Source organism: Mycolicibacterium chengduense (assembly GCF_033741155.1).
Lineage (GTDB): Bacteria > Actinomycetota > Actinomycetes > Mycobacteriales > Mycobacteriaceae > Mycobacterium.
In genome coordinates, this window is sequence record NZ_JAWQNH010000009.1 from 104498 (window position 1) to 127706 (window position 23209).

Here is a 23209-nt window from a genome sequence, read left to right on the forward strand (position 1 = left end):
GATGAGTTCACCGGCACCGGGCGGCTACCGATCCCAACAAGCACCGGCAGGAGCAACACCCGAACTCTTTGCCATCGCAATGACCATCGCCCCCGCGTCGAGCGAAACGCCCCTCCGCATCACCGACATTTGCCCACGGCTAAGCCCGCCGTCCGGTTTCCGACACCAACGGAAACATCGGATGAAATCGTTGCTCCAGCTCGGCTCGCATGGTATTTAGCTTGGGCAACAGTTCTTCGGGGAGGGATCTGACATGGGTGGACGACATCGCGCCGAACGCGCCAAACCCGCGGTAACGGCATGGCTGGGCGCCGGCGCGATCACGCTGGGCATCGGTGCCGCGCTCACCACCGGCGCGGCGGTGGCCAACGCCGACACGGAGGGCTCCGGCGCGGCGTCCAACTCCTCCGGCGCCACGAACCATGAGCCGGCCTCCACGGCCCCGTCGCACGAGGCCGCGTCTCCGTCACCGAACACGTCAACGTCACCGAACACCGCGTCGGCACCGAAGAAGAAGCCCCGGCACCGGACCGACGCCAAACCCGATGCCAAAGCTGATGCCAAGGCCGATTCCAAGGCTGATTCCAAGGCTGATTCGAAGGCCGATTCCAAGCCTGACGCGAATCCCGACACCAAACCCGACGCCGACTCCACCGCGGCGTCGACCGGCGATCGAAACCCCACGCGCACAAAGCAAGCCAGCACCGTCAAACTCACCGCCGACACGGTCGGTGCGAGCAAACCCGACACCACCGCGGCGGTGCAGTCGGCAACCACGACCACCACCCCGAAAGTGGCGGTGACCGCCACGGCCGCGCCCGCCGCGACCACCGCGCCGACCAATCCCCTGGCCGGTCTCATCGCCGCCGTCCAATCCTGGGGGCACGCCATCCAGGTCCAGTACTTCAACAACAAGCCGAGGATCGTCAGCGTCAGCGCACCGACGCTGAACTCCGACGGCACCTACTCCGGACAGGTGATCGCCACCGACAAGGACGGCGACCCACTGGTCTACTCGGTGGTCCGGCCCTACGACGGCAGCATCGTGACCATCGACCAGAGTGGCCATTACACGATCACCCCGTCCGATTACGCCCTGACCCGACCCACCAGCGGCGCCATCGGGGTCACCGTGGTGGAGGCGAACGCCGACGAGCACTACCACGGCTTCAGCCAAATCATCGGGCAAGTGGTGCAGACCGCCCTGCACAACGCATTCGGGCAGCTGCACTATCCGCCGTACAGCGCACCGGATTACGCCACCACGCGGGCCACCGTCCCCGGCGTGCCGTGGGGCAACACCGATCCGACTGCCGGCGCGAAGGTATCGGCGAAGCTGACCGCCGCGTCGGTTCCCACCGCCGCCGCATTCACCGACCCGCTGACCACGTTGGTCTACGGCCTGCAGGGATGGTTCAACCGGACGTTCAACAACACCGCACCGACCGTGACCATCGGCTCACCCACCAAGAACGCCGACGGCAGCTATACGGGTCAGATCACCGTGACCGATATCGACGGCGACCCGCTGGCGGTCCATTACGACTCGCCACGAAACGGCACCATCACTATCACCGATCATGGCGACGGCACCTACACCTACACGTTCGTGCCGTCGGATGCCGCGTTGACCACGCCGAACTCGGAGTTCTTGTTCGCCTTCTCTGCGGTCGAGACCAACGCCAACGACCACTTCCACGGTCTTCCGCAGATCCAGGACTTCATCGTGCAATCGACGCTGGGTAATTTCGCGCGAGCTGTGATCCCCTCCTACGGCTACTCATGGGCGCCCTACTCTGCGACGGACTGGGCGTGGGGCTCAGATCTCCTTCGCGTGCCCATCGGTCCAGTCGTTCCGCGCACCAACGCCTGACCACCGAACTGCAACACGTTTCAGTTTTGCGTCGGGACTGGGTACGCTGAGGCTCGTGCCAGCAGCATCCTCGCAACCCGCCGTCGAAGGGTGGTTCGCCACCGACGACGCCGGCGCCACCCATCTGATCGGGGCCAAGTGCCCGCAGTGCGCGACGTACGTCTTCCCGCCGCGGGCCAACAACTGCCCCAATCCGGCATGTGACAGCGACGTGCTGGAGCAGGTGCCGCTGTCGCGGCGCGGCACCGTGTGGAGCTACACGGAGAACCGCTACGCACCCCCGCCGCCGTACCCGTCGCCCGACCCGTTCGAGCCGTTCGCCGTGGCCGCGGTGCAACTGGCCGACGAAGGCCTGATCGTGCTCGGCAAGGTGGTCGAGGGCACCTTGGCCGCCGACCTCAAGATCGGCATGGAGATGGAGCTGACGACCATGCCGCTCTACACCGACGACGACGGCATCGTCCGGACCACCCACGCCTGGAGGATCGCGCAATGAGTGAGCCGGTGTACATCCTCGGCGCGGGCATGCACCCCTGGGGCAAATGGGGCCGCGATTTCACCGAATACGGTGTGGTCGCCGCCCGCGCCGCACTGGCCGAAGCGGGCCTGGACTGGCGCCAGATCCAGCTGGTGGCCGGTGCCGACACCATCCGCAACGGTTATCCGGGATTCGTGGCCGGCGCGACGTTCGCCCAGAAATTGGGCTGGAACGGGGTGCCCGTCACGTCCAGTTACGCCGCCTGCGCCAGCGGCTCGCAGGCCCTGCAGAGCGCACGCGCACAGATCCTGGCGGGGTTCTGCGATGTCGCGCTGGTGATCGGCGCCGACACCACGCCCAAGGGTTTCTTCGCGCCGGTGGGCGGAGAGCGCAGGAACGATCCGGACTGGCAGCGCTTCCATCTGATCGGCGCCACCAACACCGTGTACTTCGCGCTGCTGGCGCGACGCCGGATGGACCTCTACGGTGCCACCGTCGAAGACTTCGCCAACGTGAAGGTCAAGAACGCCAAGCACGGCCTGAACAACCCGAATGCGCGCTACCGCAAGGAAGCCACCGTCGAGGATGTGCTGGCCAGCCCGGTGGTCTCCGATCCGCTTCGGCTGCTGGACATCTGCGCGACCTCCGATGGTGCCGCCGCGCTGATCGTGGCCAGCAAGTCCTTCGCCGAGAAGCACCTCGGATCGGTCGAGGGCGTCCCGTCGGTACGCGCAGTGAGCCTGCAAAGCCCGCAATACCCGCAGCATCTGCCCGAACTACCCGATATCGCAACCGATTCCACCGCGGTGGTACCGGGCCCGGACCGGGTGTTCAAGGACCAGATCCTCGATGCCGCCTACGCCGAGGCCGGGATCGGACCCGAAGATGTCAGCCTGGCCGAGGTGTACGACCTGTCCACCGCACTGGAATTGGACTGGTACGAACACCTGGGCCTGTGCCCCAAGGGCGAGGCCGAAGGGCTGCTGCGCAGCGGAGCCACCACCATCGGCGGCCGGATCCCGGTCAACGCCTCGGGCGGGCTGGCCAGTTTCGGGGAAGCCATTCCGGCGCAGGCCATCGCGCAGGTCTGCGAACTCAGCTGGCAACTCAAGGGCCGGGCCACCGGCCGCCAGGTCGAGGGCGCCAAGGTGGGCGTGACCGCCAACCAGGGCCTGTTCGGGCACGGCTCCTCGGTGATCGTCGCCCGCTAGCAACCGCTGGGCCGAACGTGAACTCGAGCGCGTGATCCGCACGGATTCGCCTGCGCAAGTTCACGTTCGACCCGACGGTTGATCAGGCGGGGAACCAGAAGGGGCCCCACCAGAAGCCCCACGAGTTGCGCACGTCGGACCAGAAGACGCGGGCAAACGGCGCCCACCATGGTGGCGCGGGCCGTTCGTGCGCCCAGACCGGCACGTTGCCCTGTCCCGGACCCCATCCCCATGCGGGGTCGCCGTCCGGGGGTGCGGGACGGTCGAACTGGCCGGGCGGTAGCGCCGGGGGCCGATCGGGGTGCCACCCCGGCGTGCCGTCGTGCTGCGGGCCGCCGCCCGGACCACCGGGACCGTTGTCATGCCAGCCAGGACCACCGGGCCCACCCGGGCCACCAGGACCTGCTGGGCCGCCGGGGCCTCCGGGACCGCCAGGGCCGCCGGGGCCGCCGGGGCCTCCGGGACCGCCAGGGCCGCCGGGGCCGTTATCAGGCCCGCCCGGACCCGCGGGCCCACCCGGGGCACCGGGACCACCGGGACCACCCGGGCCGCCAGGACCGTTATCAGGCCCACCCGGGCCACCGTCATGCCTGCCCGGACCATCATTGCCGGGACCACCTGGCCCGCCGGGGCCACCGGGACCGCCCGGCCCACCACCCTGGCAGTTCTGCGCTCCCGGTGGGCACGGCGGCGCCGCGTTCGCCACGCCTGCACCAGCGCCAAGCATGCCGGCGGCCAGACCGGCCAGTACAGCCGAACTCGCCGCCACTTTGATACCGATGTTCATGGGTTCATGTGCTCCGTTCACTGATTCCCAACCGAATTCGATTCTTGCGGTGAAATATCAGCGTGAGCCATGAGAAAGCTATGGCCGGATAAGAGGTTCCTGTGCCCGACGCTGCACGGTGCACACCACCGCGTCGCTAGACTCGACCGCCGTGATCACCGTCAACGTGAAGCCCGGCAGCAAGAAGGGCCCGCTGGTGCAGACACACGACGACGGCACGTTGACCATCTTCGTGCCGGAGCGCGCCGTCGATGGCAAGGCCAACGAAGCAGTCACCAAGCTGCTCGCCGCTCACCTTGGCGTACCCAAGAGCCGATTGGAACTGGCGTCGGGAGCCAGCGCCCGGGTGAAACGATTCCGCCTTTTACCCTGATGCCGTTGAAGGCCTTCGGACCATCCCGACGCCTTGACCGCCAACGGGATACGCATTGCGGCAATCACTTCGGAGATCCCACGAGCACTTGTGCGCCCCAGGTGTGCCAGGCACGGTGGTCACATGTCAGCATCACCCACACCGCAGCTCATCCCTCATGCGCTTTTGCGACTGAAGGCCGTTCACCATCCCGTCGTGCTGGCCGAGGCCAATCGGCGCGCGGCAAGCCTGCAACTTCGACTGGCCGACCGCATCACCGCTTTTGCCGGCTCGATGAGCTTCGTCTGGCTTCACGCGATCCTCTTCGCGGTGTGGATGCTGTTCCTGGAGAAGAATCCGTGGCCGACGTTGACCTTGGTGGTGTCGCTGGAAGCGATCTTCTTGTCAACCTTCGTCATGATCGGACAGAACCGACAGGCATCGTTTCAACAAGCCAAAGCCGACCACGACTTCCACGCCCAAGAACTGGAATTGAAGACCAACACCCAATTGACCCGTGAGATCCACACACTCACCGAAGAACTACACCGTCGGCTGCTCTCGGCAACCGAGACGCCGCCGACGGACGCATGAGCTCGCAAAAGGTTGTGGGCCGAGCCTTCGCGGCCGCGCCGCTCAGACGCTGGTGGTGTTCGCCACTCTGCTCCTGCTTGCGATCGTGTTGGCCGTTCCCTCCCAGTCGAGCCGGCTGATCGGGGCAGGGCTCGTGGTCCTGGCGCTCGCGACGGGTGTCCTGCTGATTCGGCTCGACCGTTGGCCGGGGTACCCCTGCTCACCGGCGTCCGGTGGGCGGAGGCTTGGCCAGCGCGTATCTGCTGCTGACCAAACTCGGCGAGTGACTCAGGCCACCCCGAGATAGGCAGCGCGGATGCTGTCGTCCTTGAGCAGTTCGCGGGCGTCGCCACTGCGCGTCACCGCCCCCGTCTCCAGGATGTAGGCCCGATCGGACCGACTGAGCGCCTGCTGGGCGTTCTGTTCGACAAGCAGCACCGTCGTGCCCTGACTGTTGATCTCGGAGATGATCCGGAAGATCTGCGAAATCACCATGGGCGCCAACCCCATCGACGGTTCGTCGAGCAGCAGCACCTTGGGCCGCGCCATCAACGCGCGGCCGATGGCCAGCATCTGTTGCTCGCCACCGGACAAGGTGCCACCGACCTGGCTGCGCCGCTCGGCCAGCCGCGGGAAGGTCGTCATGACCCAGTCCAGCCGCTCGTCATGTTCGCTCTTGGACGGGAATTTCCGCCCATAACAACCCATTTCGAGGTTCTCGACGACGGTCATACCCGGGAATACCCCACGCCCCTCGGGAGCCTGGATCAGCCCCTGGGACACCCGCTGGTGGGCTTTGACCTTGGAAACATCCTGACCGTCGAACCACACCGATCCCGACGTCAGCGGCCGCAGGCCCGAGATGGCCCGCATCATGGTGGTCTTGCCCGCCCCGTTGGCGCCCAGCAGGGTGACCAGTTCACCCTCGTGGACCACCAGCGAAACACCGTGCAGCGCTTCAATTCTGCCGTAGTGCACGACGACGTCGCGAACCTCCAGCAGTACCGGGCGCGGATCAGAGCTCGTCATCGGGCACTCCCAGGTAGGCGGCAATGACTTTCGGGTCCTCGCGGATCTCGGCGGGCAGCCCGTCGGCGATCTTGCGCCCGAATTCGAGCACCACGATGCGGTCGGTGACGCCCATGACCAGCCGCATATCGTGCTCGATCAGCAGCACGGTGTAACCGTCGTCCCGGATGGCCCGGATCAGGTCGACCAGCGCCGCCTTCTCGCTGGGGTTGAATCCCGCCGCCGGCTCGTCCAGGCACAACAACTTCGGCTCAGTGGCCAGTGCACGGGCGATCTCCAGGCGGCGCTGATCGCCGTAGGACAGGTTCTTGGCCTTCTCCTCACCGCGGTGGGCGATGCCGACGAACTGGAGCAGCGCCGCAGCCCGCTCGATGGCGTCTTTCTCCTCGCGCCGGTGCCGCGGGGTGCGGAACAACGCACCGGGCACCGAGGTCTGGTGCCGGGCATCTGTACCGACCACCACGTTCTCCAGCGCGGTCATCTCGCCCCACAGCCGGATGTTCTGGAAGGTGCGGGCGATACCGCGGCGGGTGATCTGGTTGCGCTTGATCTTGCCCAGCGGGGCGCCGTCGAAGGTGACGCTGCCCGAACTGGGCCGGTAAACGCCGGTGATGGCGTTGAAGCAGGTGGTCTTGCCCGCCCCGTTGGGGCCGATGAGGCCCAGGATCTCACCACGCCGGATGTCGAACGACACCGCATCGAGTGCGGTGAGGCCGCCGAACTTCACGGTGAGGTCCTTTGTCTCCAAAAGCTTCTCACCCTCGGCCGCGTTCATGTCGCGGTGCAGGGCGGCCTTTTCCTCGTCGATCTCGACGTCGATCTCCGGGCTACTCATGCTGCCGCCTTCGAGTCGTCGGCCTTGTTGAGCAGATTGCGCGCTGACTTGCCGTAGGCCAACAGTTGCTGGCGCACCGGGAACAGACCCTGCGGCCGGAAGATCATCAGCACCACCAGCGCCAGGCCGAAGAACAGGTACTTCAGATCACCGAGGTTGATGCCCAGGAAATGCACGCCGAGCAGGCGGTTGGGCAGGTACACGATGATGAACGCGCCGAAGATGACGCCCAACTTGTTGCCCTGGCCACCGAGCACCACCGCACACAGGAACAGCATCGAGTTGATGATGTTGAACGTCGGTGGCGCCACGTATTGCACCTGCCCGGCGTAGAGCGCGCCGGACAGGCCGCCGATGGCCGCGCCGATGACGAAGGCCCACAGTTTGAACTTGAAGGTGTTGACGCCCATGACTTCTGCCGCGTCCTCGTCCTCGCGGATGGCCACCCATGCGCGGCCCACGCGGCTGCGTTCCAAATTGCCGACCAGCAGCAGCACGATCACGATGAGCACCAGACCCAGCCAGAACCACCAGGTGCCGTAGTTGGCGTCGCCGCCGGAATTGCCGCTGGAGAACACCCCGTTGGGCAGGCGGTCGTTCTCCCCCAGCCGCGGGTAGGCGATCTCGTTGAGCCCGCGAGGACCGTTGGTGATGTCGGTGAGGTTGTCGGCGAGCAACCGGATGATCTCACCGAAGCCGAGGGTGACGATGGCCAGATAGTCACCGCGCAGCCGCAGCGTCGGGGTGCCGAGGATCAGCCCGGCCAGCGCCGTCACCGCCATCGCGATCGGCACACAGGACAACCAGGCCCAGTCCTTGCTGAAGAAGCCGTCCGCGCCGACCTTGTTCCACGGGCTGTCCGGGCTGGTGAGTAGCGCCACCGTATAGGCGCCGACGGCGTAGAACCCGACATAACCGAGGTCGAGCAGACCGGCCTGTCCCACCACGACATTCAGGCCGATGGCGATGATGGCGACCATGGCGAACTGGGCCATGGTGCCGCCGAAGCTGATACCCGGGGTGTCCAGGAAGCCCGGCGTGTACAACGGCAGCAGCGCGACGATCGCGAACAGCACCGCGCCGAAAATCCACTTCATCGGCCGGCTGAGCTCCGACCACCACTGGCGCAGGCCGTCACCGGGGGCGAGCACGGTGCGCCGCCAGCCGCTCGTCTGCTGATGAGTCATGCGCGCGCCTTCCCGAGGCTCTCACCGAGTATGCCCGTCGGTCGGATGAGCAGCACCAGAACCAGCAGCACGAAGGCGACCACGTCGCGCCATTGCGTGCCGAACAACGCCTGACCGTAGTTCTCCATGATGCCGAGGATCAGACCGCCGAGCAGGGCACCGCGCAGGTTACCGATGCCGCCGAGCACCGCCGCGGAGAATGCCTTGATACCCAACAGGAATCCGCCCGAGTAGATGATGCCCTGCGGCAGTTTCATGATGTAGAGCAATGCGGCCGCACCGGCGAGCAGGCCACCGATGAGAAACGTGGTCATGATGACCCGTTCCCTGGACACCCCCATCAACGTCGCGGTGGTGGGATCCTGGGCGACCGCGCGGATACCGCGGCCGAACTTGGTGCGGTTGATCGCGATGTCGGTCAGCACCGCCAACACCAGCGCGGCCACGACGATCACGATGGTCACGTTGGAGACGGTGGCCCCGAAGATGGTGAACTGAGTCTTGGGCTGTACCAAGATGATCGGCTGCTGGGCGTTACTGCCGCCGTAGCCCTTGATGATCTTGGGCAACACGAAGTGCACGAACTCCTGCAGCACGAACGACATGCCGATCGCGGTGATCAGGAAGGTCAGTGCCCGGGCGTTGCGTTTACGCAGCGGTCGGTAGGCCACCACTTCCAGACCGACTGCGGCCGCACCGGATACGAGCATGGCGACCACCATGGCGATCGCCAGATAGAGCACCGTCAGCGCGATGCCCTTGTTGTAGGGCGTGCCACTCGGGGTGAAACCCAGGATGATGTCCAGCGCGAAGTAGGCGCCGAACATGCCGAGCATGAAGATCTCGGAATGGGCGAAGTTGATCAGACGCAGCACACCGAACACGAGCGTGTAGCCGACCGCCACGAGTGCGTAGATCGCCCCCCAGGACAGTCCGTCAATGGTCAACTGGCCGAACCCGTTCACCAGGTTGTCGACGTTGAAGTTGATATTGGCTGCGGTGCAGACGTATTGACCGATGCAGTCGGGGGTCATCCGGTGGCGAGCTCCTGATCGCTGGTGTGGCTGTCTGGAACAAGAACGCGTCCGGAACCGGGGTCCCGGACGCGTTCCGTCAGCAAGTCCCTACTGAACCTTGAAGATCCAGATCAGGTTGGTGGTGAGCTCACCCTTGTCGGTCCACTGGTAGTTACGGGCGATGCCCTGGCCGTTGTACTTCTTCACGAAGTCCAGCAGCGCCGGCCGGGTGATGGCACCCGAGTCGATGCCCTTGAGCAGGATGGTGCCGAGGTCATAGCCCTCCGCGCTGTAGGTGCCCGCGTCGGTGTTGAACTTCTTCTTGTACTCCTCGGCGAACGTCCCGGTGGCCGGGCCGCACGGGCACGCCAGGATGGCGTCCTTGGAGGCTTCGCCGGCCTGCTTGACGAACTCGGGATCCTTGGTGCCGTCGGCCGAGGAGAAGACGCCGGTGTAGCCGCCGTCACGCAGCTGCTGAACCAGCGGAGCCGCCTCGGAGTAGTAGCCGCCGTAGAACACCGCATCCGGGCTGACACCCTTGACCTGGGTGACCGCGGCGGAGAAGTCCTTGTCGCCCTTCTTCACCGAGATGTTGCAGCCGGGATCGGCGACCGGGCCCAGGGTGTCGCGCACCGCGGTGGCCAGGCCGAGACCGTAGTCGGTGCTGTCGTCGATGACGCAGATCTTCTTGAAGCCCAACGTGTTCTTCAGGTAGTTGGCTACCGACGGGCCCTGCACGGCGTCGTTGGCCAGGCCGCGGAAGAAGGTCTTCCAGCCGTTCTGGCTCAGCGTCGGGTTGGTGGCCGAGGCGGTGGCTGCGACCAGACCGGCCTGGTCGAACACCGTTCCGGTGGCCTTGGTCTCTCCGGAGAACGCCGGACCGACCAGGCCGATGGTGTACTGGTCGTCGACGATCTGCGGGGCGATGGCCGTCGCCTTCTGCGGGTCGCCCTCGGTGTCGAACGGCTTGAGCTGGACCTGGCAGCCGGGGTTGGCGGCGTTGTGCTTGTCGATCGCCAGCTGCACACCGTTCTTGATGTTGATACCGAGCGCGGCGTCCGGGCCGTTGAGCGCGCCGGCCATCGCGATGGACACGGGCGGGCAGGTGGCCTTGCCGTCGCCGGCAGGATCGGCTGGGGCGGCACTGCTGGCGGCCTTGACCTCCGCGCCGTTCTCGTCGATCTGGACCTGTTCGACGATCTTCAGGTCCGCCTTGGACGTGCTCTGTTCGGGGGCGGACTGGTTGCACCCGGCAATACCGAGTACCAGCAGGCCAGCACCACCGAGCGCAAATGCATTCCGTGCCACGCGACCGCGCACGCTTCACCTCCGAGTCATGGATTCCGACGGCATCAACGATTCGGCCAGGTCGGCCGGTCGCTGAGGCTTCGGGTAGACACTAGCCAACCGGTCGCCGCGTTGCGTGATGTTGAACGATTGCCCATGGCGCGTCGGTGGCGCGAGCAGGCGATAGCCCCAGACCGGAAACGCAGTGTTAACTCAGCCCGGCCACAGCGATCAAGCAGACGAGGATTCGCCGCCGGGCGTGTCGAGGGTTTCCAGCACCACCTCGGCGACCCGTTTCATGGTGGTGCGCCGGTCCATCGCCGCCCGCTGGATCCATTTGAATGCTTCGGGTTCGGTCATCCCCTGGTTGGCCTGGAGCAAACCCTTGGCGCGCTCGACCAGCTTGCGCGTCTCCAGCCGGTCGGAGAGGTTGGCAACCTCGCTCTCCAGCGCGCTGATCTCGCTGAACCGGCTGACCGCCACCTCGATCGCGGGGATCAGATCGGTGATCGAGAACGGCTTGACCAGATAGGCCATGGCGCCGGCGTCACGGGCCCGCTCGACGAGTTCGCGCTGCGAGAAGGCAGTCAGGATGACGATGGGCGCGATGCGCTTGGCGGCGATCTCCGAGGCGGCGTCGATACCGTCGCGGCGCGGCATCTTGACGTCCATGATGACCAGGTCGGGCTTGAGGCTTTCGGCCAGGTCGACCGCTTCCTGCCCGTCCCCGGCCTGCCCGACGACCTCATAGCCTTCCTCGCGCAGCATTTCGGCCAGGTCGAGTCGGATCAAGGCTTCGTCCTCGGCGACGAGGACGCGGCGTGGAGCGGGAGCGTCGGTCATGTCAGACATTGTCGCGTGAGAGTGGCCGAACAGCTACCTCGGGGTAACTTGGCGCGTCGCGGCACGGGGTCCCTGGTGGGCGGCGCCGGTATCGGCATCCTCTATGGTGGGAGTCCGCAGCGGTACGGCCCTCGTATCCCAACTGGCAGAGGAAACGGATTCAAAACCCGTGCAGTGTGAGTTCGAATCTCACCGAGGGCACCAGAAATACAGGTAACCCGCACAATGATGGGCCGCGCCGAACGCGGCCCATCTTTCGTGGCGTGGTCAGATCGACTATTCGGCGGCGCCACCCGTGGTGGCTGACGCCGAACCGGCCTCCTCTCGATGAGAGGTGTCCGCCGGCGGCGCTCCTGTGACGGGCTTGGGCCCGGCTTCGGACTTGCCGTCGCGCACCGGATGCCTCGGCTTCGTACCCGGACCTGTTGAACCTGTCGCACCCTTTCCGGCGGCCGCAGCGTCGGGCTTCGTGGCGTCAGGCATCGTGGCGGCCGGCTTCGGGGTGGCGACCTTCGCGATATCAACGTCCGTGGTATCAACCTTCGCCGTAGTGACCTTCGGAATGGAAACGGTTGCCTCCGAGCTGGTTTCGGCTTGGGTTGTGTCGTCGGTCCGGGACGTTGCCGCCTCCGCCGGTTCCGTCGACGTCGTCGGCCCGGCCGGATCGGCCATAGTGATGGTGCCGGCAGGCTCTGCGGTTGCCGGGGCAGGCGGGGTGAGCGGAGCCGATGTCGCAGGTTCCGCGGCGACGGGAGTCTGTTCGGCGCTGATGGGTGCATCGTCAGCGGCGGTCGCCTCGGTCCGAATGGCATCGGCGGCGACGGGATCACCGACCACACCGGTGGCCGCCGTGCCGGTCGCGGTGCTCAACGGCTGCGCTTTCGTCGAGCCCGTGCGCACAGCGGGCGCCGAGGCCTGCGCCGTATCGTCCGCGGTGAGGGCGCTGCCGTTACTCACCCCGGCGGCACTGAAGGTGGTGGCTGCCGTCAGGGTCTGACCGGTCAGACCCGATACCAGCTGTCCGATGACCTTGAATAGCTGGCCAACTGCGTCGACCACCGACTTGACCACCGTCGCGACGAGATTCGGGATGAAGGTCAGCACATTCTTGATGAGCTGCCCGATCATGTCGAGCAACGACGGCACGGGGTCGGTCGGGGGCGACGGCTGCAGCGATTCGATGAACTGTTTGAGGATGAGCGCAACGGCTTTCGGTGTGCCATCGGAGTTGAAGAGGCCGAAGTGGGCCTCGTCGTTGGTGAGGTCTTCGTCGGGCGCCGCGGTGTCTTTCGTGGTGTACAGGAAAATTGGACCGGCTCCAGAAAATGTCTGCCAATATTGGATGAGATCCTGGATGTACGCCATCTGTTGATTTTCGGACACCTGATTTGTCGGTAGACCATACTCGCTTATCCAGATCTTGAGTTGTTCCTGTCCGGGTGCAAGATGGGAATCCATAAGTTGTCGCAGTTGCTCGACCTGATACAACGGCGTTTGTGTATACCAGGGAACGGTGTTGCCTTCGGAAAACTTCAGGTCGTATTTGTATGGATGGAAAGATAAAGCGTCAAAATAGCCGTTCGCTCCCGCCGCGTACATCGCTTGCACGAAGTCGACGGGATTCATCGTCACATCACCCCACGTCAGACCGGCGCCGACGACAGCACCGATGACGGTGATCGGCGCTCCGATCTGTGCGGAGGCCTGTTTGAGCGCAACATAGGTGACCTTGAGCATGTTGGTGTATTCGACCGGATCGACCGGACTCCAGAAGAAGGCCGCGTTCGGCTCATTCCAGACCTCATATGCCTGGATGGCGTCGCCATAGCGCAGCGCCACCGACTTGGCAAAGGCCGCAAACTCGTTGACATCGGCTGGGTGGCCGTTGATCGGAGTCGATTCCGTTGCCCACCACGGCGTCGAATTGAGAACACCCAGGATACCCATGCCCTTGGCGCGGGCGGCGTTGACGACCATGTCGACCTGGCCCCACTGCGCATCACCCCAAGGCGAACCGAGGTCAGGGTCAAGTGGCTGTACGCCCGCCCAGGGGATCATGATCCGCACGTTGGTGACACCCAACGACTTCATCAGGTCGAGTTGGGCATTGACCGCGTCGATATCGGTACTGAAATAGAGGCTGGAATCCGAGATCCCCACCGTCGAGGGCGAGTCGTCGATCGCGGTGGTCAGCTCGATCTGGCTGCTATCGAGTCGCATCCGGCCGTCGATCACGAAATGGCTGCCGGTCGCGGCAATAACCGACGCGGCGGTCAAACCGACCAGGGCTCTGATCACCATACTGCGGGCCCTCGCTGGAATATGTTCGAACATTTTGACCACCTCAGTTTTCTGCTGAGCCATCGGGGCGTCGCATTGACTTTGCTGGAAACTAACCCCGTGGAACTTTCAGAGGCGATACCTACCGGACGGTAAGGGCCTAATGACCGCAAGCAGGGGACGAAAGGCATCGCGCTACCGAAAAGTAAGATTCAAATGTCACTTTTTATCCACATTCCCGCAATTTTGGCAAATTAGCTTGTCTCCAAAAAGCAGCGATCGGTCGGACAACTTTCGGATTGACACCTACCCCTGCAGCGGCACCCACGGGATGCCATCGCCGCAGAACCCGACGGTCCCAGCTCGCAGAATCGGCCACGAAGAGCTGCCCTTTCTCGGCGAGAGACAGCCCCGCCGTCCGCGACGCTCCAGCAAAGAATGGTGCGCGGTTATATGTTCGACTGAGCACCTCGCGCCGTCGGCAAGTACAACGACGACGCGACCGGCCCAAGATTTGCTGGGCTCAGCATCAGCGGCCCGCATCGGCACCGCGATCACCAGGGGCTACAGATCTTCCTCCGCCGCCCCATACGGCACCTCGCAGCCATAACCCTTGCCACCGCAATGGTTTTCATGGCGCTGCGCTGATGTACCGATTCGTCAGCGATAGTCGCGGCGCCGGCATTCGTCCGGTGGCCTACGCCGAATGACGGGCCGCGCGATCCGCGGCCCGTCATTTCGCCTCGTTTATTCGGAGCCGCCGGCACCTGACGATGCCGCACCCGACTTCACCGCATCGCTCTCCCGCTGCGACGCGGTGGTCGCAGCTGGGGCCGACGCCGCACCATGACGCGGCTTGTCACTGACCCGGGGCTTCGGACCGGTCTGCGCGGCGGTCCCGTGACCTGACTTCACCGTTGGGCTATCCGGCTTGGTGCTATCCGGCTTGGCGCTATCCGGCTTGCCGGTGTCTGGCTTCGCCGTGTCCGGCTTGGTTGCCTCAGGCGTGGAGGCCTCCGACTTCGGCGCCCCAGACGCCGATGTCTCCGGCTTGGTCGACTCAGGCGTCGACGCTTCCGGTTTCGTCTCGGGAGCGGTCGGTTCGGGCTTGGTCGTTTGCGGCGTAGTGACCTCCGGCGCGCTGGTCTGCGGCTTGCTGGGTTCGGCCACCGCGCCGGCCTCCCCCGGTTCGGTCGTCGTGCCCGATTCCTCGGTGACAGAAGGAGTTTCGGACTCGGTGACCACAGGATCAGTCACGACGGGCTCAGTCACGACGGGCTCGGCCGGGACAGGCTCGGCCACCACAGGCTGGGTTGCGGCAGGCTCCTCGGCGACGGTGCCCTCGGCGGCTGGCACCTCGGCGCTCACCGCCTCGGCCTTGTCCTTGGCTTTGTCATCGACGGTCTTCTCGTCCGCCGCCGGCTCGCCGGAAGCCGCGGCGGCCGTCTCGTCTCCAGCCGCGTCCGGCGCGACATCCTCGGCGATTGCCGCGTCGATCGAGGCGCCCGCCCGCGCCGCACTCAGCGCGGGCGCCGAGGGCTGACCACCCAGCAGTCCGCCGATGGCACTGACCAACTGCTTGACCACGTTCACCACCGAGTTCACCACCGTGGCGACGAGGTTGGGAACGAAGCTCAGCACGTTGGACACCAACTGGCCGACGAACTCCAACAACGAAGCCAGCGGATTGGTCGCCGAGCAGCCGTCGAGGCAATCGATGAGCCGTTTGAGTTGTTTGAGCGCGGCCGCATCCTTGGGATTGCCGTTGGCGTCGAAAAGCCCGAAGAAGCGGTCGTCGCCGATGGCACTCAAATCGTCCTGGGTGGTGTACAGAAAAATGGGACCGGCACCCGAGAACGTCTGCCAGGTGTTGATCAGGTCGGTGATGAATTCGGCCTGTGTGCTGGCCGAGACCACACTGGTCGGCAAGCCGTACTCGCTGATCCAGATCTTGAGCTGTTCCTCGCCGGGGTCGATGTGTTGATCCATCAATTCCCGGATTTGCTCGACCTGGAACAGTGGCATCAATTCCTTCCAGTCGACGTCATTGCCCTCGGAAAACTTCGTGGTGAAGTTGTACGGGTGAAATGAGATGGCATCGAAATAGCCGTCGGCCCCCGCGTCGTACATGGCCTTGACGAAGTCGACGGGATTCATGGTGAGCTCACCCCAGGTGAGGCCGGCGCCCACCACCGCACCGACGACGGTGATGTCCTGGTTCACGGCCTTCAACGAGGTGTAAGTGGCCTTGAGCATCTCGGTGTACTCGACCGGGTCGGCGGGGTTCCAGAAGAACGAGGCGTTGGGCTCGTTCCACACCTCGTAGGCACTGATCTTGTCGCCGTAACGCCGTGCCACCGCTGCCGCGAAATCGGCGAAGTCCTGCACATTGGTCGGATGCCCGGTGCCGGTCGCCCCGTCGGTGGCCCAGTCCGGCGACCATTGCAGCACGCCAAGGATTCCCATCCCCCTGCGGGCGACCTCGCCGACGATCATGTCCAGCTTGTCCCAGTCCAGGTCCGCGTTCCAGTCGACGGCTCCGCCCGCGGGGTCCTGGGTCTGGATGTACAACCAGGGCACCATGAGGCGCACGTTCGTCGCGCCGACGGACTGGATGAGGTCCAACCGCTTCTTGATGTCTTCGATGGTGCCCTCGAAATAGATGTTCGAGTCGGCGATGCCCACCGTCGTCGAGGACTCCGCGATCGCCGCCGTGTTCTGCACCTGGTAAGCCGCGGTGTGGTGCACCGCGGGCATGGTGAAATGGCTGCCGGCCGCTGCAACAATGGCGGCGGTGGTCAACCCAATTACGGATCGGACCGCAATACCTCGCAACGGCCCAGGGCGATAACCCCACATGTTGACCACCTCTGTTCTTTTATTGCCACCACATCACCGATGCGGGCCTGACATTGCTAGGAAATTAGCCGATGCGGTGGCATTTTGCGAAACTTACTTTCGAGTAAGAAAAAGTGCTGGTGAATTTGCCATAAAGACAAGCCCGCCCGGCAAAGAATTTACTGGCGCGCAAATTGTAATTTCGTACGGTCATAATCGGGCTTACGGCAAATGCCCTGACATTTCCCTCCGCCGGGAGCGCCCACCCGACGGGCACAGCAACCGTCCAGGTACTGGACATATTGCACACCAACACCAGCGGTGTACCCCCGCCACAGGAGTGTCGTCGCGCACCATCTGGCGACACGCCAGCAAAGTGACGCGAACCGTCATACGTTCGGCCGACAGCCGACCGGCGGCGGCCCCTGGACAACGTTCGCTCAGCCAGGCCGACGATCACCGGATCCGGCCCGCCGTCCTGATATGTGGGAGTAACCTCGGCACGTGGCTGTCGGCGGCCAAGGGCGCTGCCTCCCCGATCTGCCGGCGGGTCGGCAGCAGTACGACGATGCGTCCGGCCGGCGCTTCGCCGCGCTCACCATCAGTTGCCGCATCGCCACCGCGATCACCGGCGGTTACGGCGTGGCCCAGCTGTTCCTCGGCCCAGAAATGCGGTACCTCGCAGCGGTAAACCTGGCTACTGCAATGGTTTTCATGGCCGTTCCGGTGTTGTACCGCTTCGGAGAGATGGTCGCGGCGTCGACGTTCGTCACGGTCGCCTATCTCTCCACGGCCTATCTGTGCAGCCAGCTGGGCACCGGCTCGGGCCTGCAGTTCTACTTCGTGGTCGCCGCCGCACTGTTGGTGCTCATCGTGGGCACCGACCACATCGTGTTCGCATCGGTGCTGGTGGCGATCGGCGCAGGGTTGGTGGTGGCGCTGGACTGGCTGGTTCCGCGCAACACGGGCTTGCAATCACCCCTGGCCCTGCGGGTCAGCTTCACCGTCACGGTTGTCACAGCAAGCATCATGGTGGTCACCGTCATGTACACGGCGATCCGGCGCATCGACCGCGCCGAGCAAGCGCTGCAGCAGGAGTACGACAAGTCCGAGGCGCTGCTCGCGAACATCTTCCCGAGCAGCGTGGCCGCCCGGCTGAAAGAACGCGATGACAGCGTCATCGCCGACGGATACGACCATGCCGCCATCCTGTTCGCCGATATCGCCGGTTACACCGAGCGCGCCAGCGATACCGCGCCCGCCGATCTGGTGGTGTTCCTCAACCGCCTTTACACCGATTTCGACAGGCTGGTCGACCGGCATGGGCTGGAGAAGATCAAGACCAGCGGCGACTCCTACATGGTGGTCAGCGGCGTGCCCGAACCGCGGCCCGACTACGTCGAGGCACTGGCTTGCCTGGCACTGGACATGGCCGCCGCCGTCGACGGGCTGCGCGACCACCGCGGCCGGGCGGTGCCGTTACGGATCGGCATCGCCGCCGGGCCGGTGGTCGCGGGCGTGGTGGGTTCACGCAAGTTCTTCTACGACGTCTGGGGTGACGCGGTGAACCTCGCCTCCCGGATGGAGAGCACCGATGAGGTCGGCCGGATCCAGGTGCCGCAAGACATCTACGACCGCATCAAGGACACCTACGCGTTCGAGGAACGCGGCCACGTCGAGGTCAAAGGCAAGGGCCTGATGCACACCTGGTACCTGGTGGGCCGTAAACCGGCAGGAGCACTGCCGGACGAACTCACACCTTCCGGTTCTCCGATGTGATCAGCCAGGCCAGCTTCTCCAGTCCGTCGATCAGCTGATGCAGCACGTCAGCGGTGCTCGGATCTTCGGCGTCCACCGCGTCATGCACACCACGCAGGGTCGCGACGGTGGCGTAGATGCGCGTGCCGATCAGGTCCACCACATCGGTGGTGCTGTGCTCGTAGGCGGGAAACGCGGGCAGCGTCGTGGTGGCCGCGACGGTATCCGAGCGTCCGTCGGGGACGGCGTCGAGGGCGCGCATCCGTTCGGCCACGGTGTCACTGGCTTCGCGGGCGAAGTCGACGAGCTCGTCCAACTGCAAATGCAGGTCGCGGAAGTTGGTGCCCACCACGTTCCAGTGCGCCTGCTTGCCCTGCAGATGTAGTTCGATCATGTCGACCAGAACCTGCTGCAGCGCGGCACTGAGCTGGGCCGAGGCCCGGAATCCCTGGATATCGGTTTCGGTGCGTCGTGTTGAAGTGGTCATGCCACGAACAACGACACCTTTTCTGGAATGATTCCAGAAATCTAGGTGTGATTCTGGTCCTGCTGGCTCAACAACCGGGCATAACCGGCACCCATGGCCAGCAGCACCAAGCCCACCACCATGAACACCGCCACCCGGAACATGCCGTCCAGGGTGCCCAGGTCGAAGACGAACAGTTTCGCCACCGCCGCCGCCACCAAGGTCATGCCGGCGCCGATGGGCAACGACCGGTCCACCCGCGGCCGACGTGCGGCATAACCGAACAAGGCCGCCGCCAACGCGATCCAGCAGATCGTCGCCACCATATGTCCGGCCAGGAATCCCCCGTCGGGTCCGGCGATCAGCACGCCCGCGGTCACGGTGAACACGGTCACCGCGTACACCAGGGCCAGCACCGCGCCGCCCAGCAACAGCCGGAGCAGATCACCCTCGATCCGCTGCCGGACCGACCAGCACTGCACGACGGCGTAACCGCCCAACAGCACCGCCGAGATCAGTACCGAGATCGCATCCGGGGTGGAGCGCACCGTCGCCGACGCCAGCGTCACCGGCCCGGCCGTCGACAGCAGTGCCAGCCCGCCGAAGCTACCGAAGAAGGCCGCCGACCACTGCGCCCCCGCGCTGTGCCGTCCGGCCACCGCCGTGAGCACCGCCATGGCCAGCAGCAGCGGGCCGGCGACCGGTCCCGCGAAGCCGACACCCACGGCGACCAGCGCTGCCACGGCGGCCAGCGCCGTCCACATATGGCGAACCGGCGTCGTTAGGCCGGGAATCCGGTCGGCGGCCAGCACGACCGCCAGCACGCCCGCCGACAGCGCCGCGGCCATCAGTGCCGCCGGCACGCGCGGCGTCGCTGCCGACACCATCAGCACCGGCAGGGCGCCCAGCGCAGCGGTCAACGCGACGGCCGTGCGATGGGCACTGTGCGGCAACAGCATCAGCGCCGATCCGAGCGCCAGCACCGCCGCGATGGCACACGCGCCAGCCAACCACGGGTCGCGACCGGAACCGAAAGCCACGCCCACCAGCGCCAGCAGCACCGGCCCGCTGCCGATCACCGTGCGCGCCACGTACATTCCCGCCCAATCGCGGCCGATCTGAACGGGCAGCGTCGCCGCCGACAGCGCCAGCAGGAAACCCACCAGCAACAGGGTGATGCCGCCCGCCACGATCGGCGCCAACACGATCAGCGGCACCAGAACCAGCAAGGCCAGCTGCTCGGTCGCCCACCGCCGGGCCAGCACCAACCCTCCGCCGCCGACCAGGGCGGACAACAGCAGCCCGGCCGCCGCGGGCAGCCAGTCGTAGATCGCGGTGACGGCGACGATGTCGATGTACCCGGTGGCGATACCGGTGGCCGCCAAGGCCGTTGCGCCCAGACCGCCGTCGGGCCGGGCCCGCAGCCAGCAGGCGGCGCCCACCAGGGCGACCGCCAGCACCGCGCCACCGGCCACCCGCACCGGTGGGGCGAGCAATCCGGCCTGGGCGGCGAGCACCACCAGCAGGACCACCCCGATCAGGGTCACCGCGACCCCGGCCACCGCCAGCGCCTTCCCGATCCAGTTCGACGGTGGGTCCCGGCGCGCGGGCGGCGGCGGTGCCTGCGGTGCCGGTGCCGGGACGGGCTGCGGCGGATAGGGCCAGTACACCGGCGGCGGAACGGGCTGGGTGTGCAGCGTGCCGGCCAAGTGCTGCAATTCGGCGGAGGCACGCTGCAACTGGCCGGCGATGGTGGCGAACTCGGCGGCCAGCCGGGCGAGCGCCTGTTGCGGTTCGGTCATGCCCGTCATCGTCGCGCGGGACGGCGCCGGGCCGGATGAGTAGGACTACTCGACTTCCGGCTCGCGGTCCAACCCGTGTTCGATCGCATAGCGGGCCAACTCGACACGGTTGGCGACCTGCAACTTGCGGAAGGTGGCCTGGACGTGGTTCTCCACCGTGCGATGGCTGAGCGACAGCCGCTCACCGATCTGCTTGGCGGTCAACCCCTTTGCGACGTATCGCAAAATCTCGGTCTCCCGGTCGGTGAGGCTTGGCCCGGCCGGATCGGTCTGCGGCTGCTGCGCGATGCGCCGGTACTCCCCCAGCACCAGCCCAGCCAACCCGGGCGTGAACACCGCCCTGCCCTGCGCGGTCGCACGGACCGCCGCGCCGAGCTCGGCCTTGGACGCGCTCTTCACCAGGTATCCGGTGGCGCCGGCCTTCACCGCCTCCAACACGTCATCGCGCTCATCGGAGGCGGACAACACCAAGATGCGCGACGACGGCGAAACGGCCAGCACCTCGACGGTGGCCTGGGCCCCGGTGCCGTCGGACAGCCGCATATCCATCACCACCACATCGGGTTGGACCGCCCCCGCCCGCCGACGCGCGGACCCGACCCCGTCCGCGGTGGCCACCACGTCGAAACCATCCTCGGCCAGATCGCGTGCCACCGCGTCCCGCCAGATCGGGTGGTCGTCGACCACCATCACCGACGTCGTCTGGGTACCGTCAACTCCCACTCCGTGCCACCGCCTTCCGATGTCGTCAACACCGCATCGCCGCCCATCGCCCGCAGCCGCCCCACAATGGATTTCGACACGCCGACCCGGCCCTGTTCCTCGGCCTGGGCCAGCCGGCCCGCCGGGATGCCCGGTCCGTCGTCACGGATGCTGACCACCACGGTGTCACCGAGATCCTCCAGCAGGACAAAAGCGTGCGCGTCCGGGCCGGCGTGCCGCTCGACATTGGTCAGCGCATTCTCTGCTGCCGCGACGATCTCGGTGGCCGGCCGGGCGTCCAGCAGGACCGCTGTGCCGGGCAGGCTCACCGACACCCGGTCGGACTCGAATCTACGCAACAGTGCACCCAGATCCGCGTCGGACGACGTCGTCTGCGAATCAGCGCCGGCCCCACTGATCAACCGGCGCAGCGCACGCTCCTGTTCACCGGCTACATCGGCCAATTGCGCTGCCGCACCGCCGATCTCCTTACCACGCCGGGCCACCAGGGCGAGCACCTGCATGACACCGTCGTGCACCTCGCGGGAAAGCCGTTCCCGTTCGTCCAGGGCGGCAGCCAGTCGGGTGGCCCGTTCCAGTTCGTCGTGGGCACGCCGGGCCGTGGACGCGGCCATGCCGACCGCCAGCCCCACGGCCAGTTCGATGAGGATGGTCGGGGTGCGCACCAGGTCCACGGCGATGGTGCCCTTGAGCGCGGCGGCTGTGCCCATGACGATCAGCCCGGTCAGCATGCCGGCCACCGGTCCGGCCAGAATCGCGGCCGACACAACGGCATTGGTGGCCCACAACGTGGTCGGCCAGGTCTGGTTGGCCAGTGTCCACGACGCCGAGGCGACCAACGGCGTCGAGGACATCAACGCCACCACCACCGCCACCTCGGCCAGCACCCAGGCCCGGCGGCGGCCGAACCCGCGTAGATAGCCCACCGCGCACGCCACACTCCAGCCGGTCAGCCCACCGAAGAGCACCCAGCCCAGCACCGGGCGGGCGAATTCGGCGTTCTTGGACAGCTGGAACACCAAGGCGTACACCCAGCTGAGCAACCGGAAGACCTGCGCGGCCCGCCACAGCGGCGCCGCCGGGTCGGACACGCTCGCCACCGCCGCTACATCACCTTGGACAGAAAGGCTTTCGTGCGCTCGTGCTGAGGATTGGTCAGCACCTCTCGCGGTGCACCACTCTCCACCACAACACCGCCGTCCATGAAGACCACCTTGTCGGCGACCTCACGGGCGAAGCCCATCTCGTGGGTCACCACCACCATCGTCATGCCCTCACGCGCCAGGTTCTTCATAACCCCCAGCACCTCGCCGACCAATTCCGGGTCCAGGGCCGAGGTCGGCTCGTCGAACAGCATGAGCTTGGGGCTCATGGCCAGTGCCCTGGCGATGGCCACCCGCTGTTGCTGGCCACCGGACAACTGCGCGGGGTAGGCATCGGCCTTGTCGGCCAGCCCGACCTGGGCCAGCAGATCCTTGGCCCTGGCCACCGCGGCATCCCGTTTGATCCGTTTGACGTGGATCGGCGCCTCGATGATGTTCTCCAGCGCCGTGCGGTGCGGGAACAGGTTGAAGTGCTGGAACACCATGCCGACATCGCGGCGTTGCCGGGCGGCGTCCTTGGGGCTCATCTCGTGCAGCTTGCCGCCCCGTTCCCGGTACCCGACGAGTTCGCCGTCGACATGCAGTCGCCCGGCGGTGACCTCCTCCAGGTGATTGATACAGCGCAGGAACGTGGACTTGCCCGATCCGGACGGCCCCACCAGCACCAGCACCTCACCCCGGCCGATCTCCAGCGTGATGCCCTTGAGGACGTGCAGCGCCCCGAAGCTCTTGCACACCTGTTCGGCTTTGACCATCGGCCCGGACTGC

At 65.9% G+C, this 23209-nt stretch carries 20 protein-coding genes and 1 tRNA gene; 8 read left to right on the plus strand and 13 right to left on the minus strand.

Features of this window, described 5'->3' with window-relative positions:
• The first annotated feature begins 253 nt into the window (after nucleotides 1-253).
• The 6 genes from SBI67_RS27430 (at nucleotide 254) to SBI67_RS27455 (ending at nucleotide 5295) form a co-directional block, all read left to right on the plus strand.
• Nucleotides 254-1873 carry a hypothetical protein gene (locus tag SBI67_RS27430; RefSeq protein ID WP_318983595.1) on the plus strand — a complete coding sequence of 540 codons (1620 nt, stop codon included), beginning with the start codon at nucleotides 254-256 and terminating at the stop codon, nucleotides 1871-1873.
• A 55-nt stretch (nucleotides 1874-1928) separates the two neighbouring features.
• Nucleotides 1929-2369, plus strand: a complete 441-nt coding sequence (locus SBI67_RS27435; protein ID WP_318983596.1) for a Zn-ribbon domain-containing OB-fold protein — start codon at nucleotides 1929-1931, stop codon at nucleotides 2367-2369.
• On the plus strand, nucleotides 2366-3562 hold the full coding sequence (locus SBI67_RS27440) for a lipid-transfer protein (protein ID WP_318983597.1): 1197 nt from the start codon (nucleotides 2366-2368) through the stop codon (nucleotides 3560-3562). The genes SBI67_RS27435 and SBI67_RS27440 overlap by 4 nt, the downstream gene beginning before the upstream one ends.
• 361 nt (nucleotides 3563-3923) lie before the next feature.
• Nucleotides 3924-4373, plus strand: a complete 450-nt coding sequence (locus SBI67_RS27445; protein WP_318983598.1) for a hypothetical protein — start codon at nucleotides 3924-3926, stop codon at nucleotides 4371-4373.
• A gap of 127 nt (nucleotides 4374-4500) precedes the next feature.
• Nucleotides 4501-4722, plus strand: coding sequence for a DUF167 domain-containing protein (locus tag SBI67_RS27450; protein WP_318983599.1), 222 nt, complete (start codon nucleotides 4501-4503; stop codon nucleotides 4720-4722).
• Between the two features lie 195 nt (nucleotides 4723-4917).
• Nucleotides 4918-5295, plus strand: coding sequence for a DUF1003 domain-containing protein (locus tag SBI67_RS27455; RefSeq protein ID WP_318983600.1), 378 nt, complete (start codon nucleotides 4918-4920; stop codon nucleotides 5293-5295).
• 267 nt (nucleotides 5296-5562) lie between these two features.
• On the opposite strand, the gene SBI67_RS27460 is transcribed toward SBI67_RS27455, so the two are convergent.
• The 6 genes from SBI67_RS27460 to SBI67_RS27485 all read right to left on the minus strand — a co-directional run bounded on the left by SBI67_RS27460 (nucleotide 5563) and on the right by SBI67_RS27485 (nucleotide 11471).
• Nucleotides 5563-6303 carry an ABC transporter ATP-binding protein gene (locus SBI67_RS27460; protein WP_318983601.1) on the minus strand — a complete coding sequence of 247 codons (741 nt, stop codon included), beginning with the start codon at nucleotides 6301-6303 and terminating at the stop codon, nucleotides 5563-5565.
• Nucleotides 6290-7138 (minus strand): ABC transporter ATP-binding protein, encoded by an 849-nt coding sequence (locus tag SBI67_RS27465; protein ID WP_318983602.1) that lies wholly within the window; start codon nucleotides 7136-7138, stop codon nucleotides 6290-6292. Before SBI67_RS27465 ends, SBI67_RS27460 begins: the two co-directional genes overlap by 14 nt.
• Nucleotides 7135-8325, minus strand: a complete 1191-nt coding sequence (locus tag SBI67_RS27470; protein ID WP_318983603.1) for a branched-chain amino acid ABC transporter permease — start codon at nucleotides 8323-8325, stop codon at nucleotides 7135-7137. Before SBI67_RS27470 ends, SBI67_RS27465 begins: the two co-directional genes overlap by 4 nt.
• Complete coding sequence (locus SBI67_RS27475; RefSeq protein WP_024451932.1) at nucleotides 8322-9359, minus strand: branched-chain amino acid ABC transporter permease; 1038 nt, start codon at nucleotides 9357-9359, stop codon at nucleotides 8322-8324. Before SBI67_RS27475 ends, SBI67_RS27470 begins: the two co-directional genes overlap by 4 nt.
• A gap of 90 nt (nucleotides 9360-9449) precedes the next feature.
• Entirely contained in the window at nucleotides 9450-10661 is a 1212-nt protein-coding gene (locus tag SBI67_RS27480) for a branched-chain amino acid ABC transporter substrate-binding protein (protein WP_318983604.1), read from the minus strand.
• A gap of 198 nt (nucleotides 10662-10859) precedes the next feature.
• Complete coding sequence (locus SBI67_RS27485) at nucleotides 10860-11471, minus strand: two-component system response regulator PdtaR (protein WP_191262636.1); 612 nt, start codon at nucleotides 11469-11471, stop codon at nucleotides 10860-10862.
• 127 nt (nucleotides 11472-11598) lie between these two features.
• Between SBI67_RS27485 and SBI67_RS27490 the strand changes: the two genes are divergently transcribed.
• Nucleotides 11599-11675, plus strand: a tRNA-Leu gene (locus tag SBI67_RS27490).
• A gap of 72 nt (nucleotides 11676-11747) precedes the next feature.
• On the opposite strand, the gene SBI67_RS27495 is transcribed toward SBI67_RS27490, so the two are convergent.
• Together SBI67_RS27495 and SBI67_RS27500 are read right to left on the minus strand one after the other, a co-directional pair.
• Entirely contained in the window at nucleotides 11748-13835 is a 2088-nt protein-coding gene (locus SBI67_RS27495) for a cellulase family glycosylhydrolase (RefSeq protein ID WP_318983605.1), read from the minus strand.
• A gap of 663 nt (nucleotides 13836-14498) precedes the next feature.
• Nucleotides 14499-16553 carry a cellulase family glycosylhydrolase gene (locus SBI67_RS27500; protein ID WP_318983606.1) on the minus strand — a complete coding sequence of 685 codons (2055 nt, stop codon included), beginning with the start codon at nucleotides 16551-16553 and terminating at the stop codon, nucleotides 14499-14501.
• A 540-nt stretch (nucleotides 16554-17093) separates the two neighbouring features.
• Here SBI67_RS27500 and SBI67_RS27505 point away from each other — a divergent pair.
• Nucleotides 17094-18368, plus strand: coding sequence for an adenylate/guanylate cyclase domain-containing protein (locus tag SBI67_RS27505; RefSeq protein ID WP_318983607.1), 1275 nt, complete (start codon nucleotides 17094-17096; stop codon nucleotides 18366-18368).
• On the opposite strand, the gene SBI67_RS27510 is transcribed toward SBI67_RS27505, so the two are convergent.
• Genes SBI67_RS27510 through SBI67_RS27530 form a run of 5 tightly spaced genes read right to left on the minus strand, consistent with a single transcriptional unit; the run spans nucleotide 18343 to nucleotide 23196 of the window.
• Complete coding sequence (locus SBI67_RS27510; RefSeq protein ID WP_318983608.1) at nucleotides 18343-18834, minus strand: Dps family protein; 492 nt, start codon at nucleotides 18832-18834, stop codon at nucleotides 18343-18345. The two genes, SBI67_RS27505 and SBI67_RS27510, sit on opposite strands and share 26 nt — an antisense overlap.
• A 41-nt stretch (nucleotides 18835-18875) precedes the next feature.
• Nucleotides 18876-20615 (minus strand): DUF2339 domain-containing protein, encoded by a 1740-nt coding sequence (locus SBI67_RS27515; protein ID WP_318983609.1) that lies wholly within the window; start codon nucleotides 20613-20615, stop codon nucleotides 18876-18878.
• A 45-nt stretch (nucleotides 20616-20660) separates the two neighbouring features.
• The gene (locus tag SBI67_RS27520) at nucleotides 20661-21305 is read right to left on the minus strand and encodes a response regulator (protein ID WP_318983624.1); all 645 of its coding nucleotides are present in this window, start codon (nucleotides 21303-21305) and stop codon (nucleotides 20661-20663) included.
• Nucleotides 21305-22438 carry a MacS family sensor histidine kinase gene (gene macS, locus SBI67_RS27525; RefSeq protein ID WP_318983610.1) on the minus strand — a complete coding sequence of 378 codons (1134 nt, stop codon included), beginning with the start codon at nucleotides 22436-22438 and terminating at the stop codon, nucleotides 21305-21307. The genes SBI67_RS27520 and macS overlap by 1 nt, the downstream gene beginning before the upstream one ends.
• Before the next feature lie 5 nt (nucleotides 22439-22443).
• Nucleotides 22444-23196 carry an amino acid ABC transporter ATP-binding protein gene (locus SBI67_RS27530; protein ID WP_266048366.1) on the minus strand — a complete coding sequence of 251 codons (753 nt, stop codon included), beginning with the start codon at nucleotides 23194-23196 and terminating at the stop codon, nucleotides 22444-22446.
• Between the last annotated feature and the right edge of the window lie 13 nt (nucleotides 23197-23209).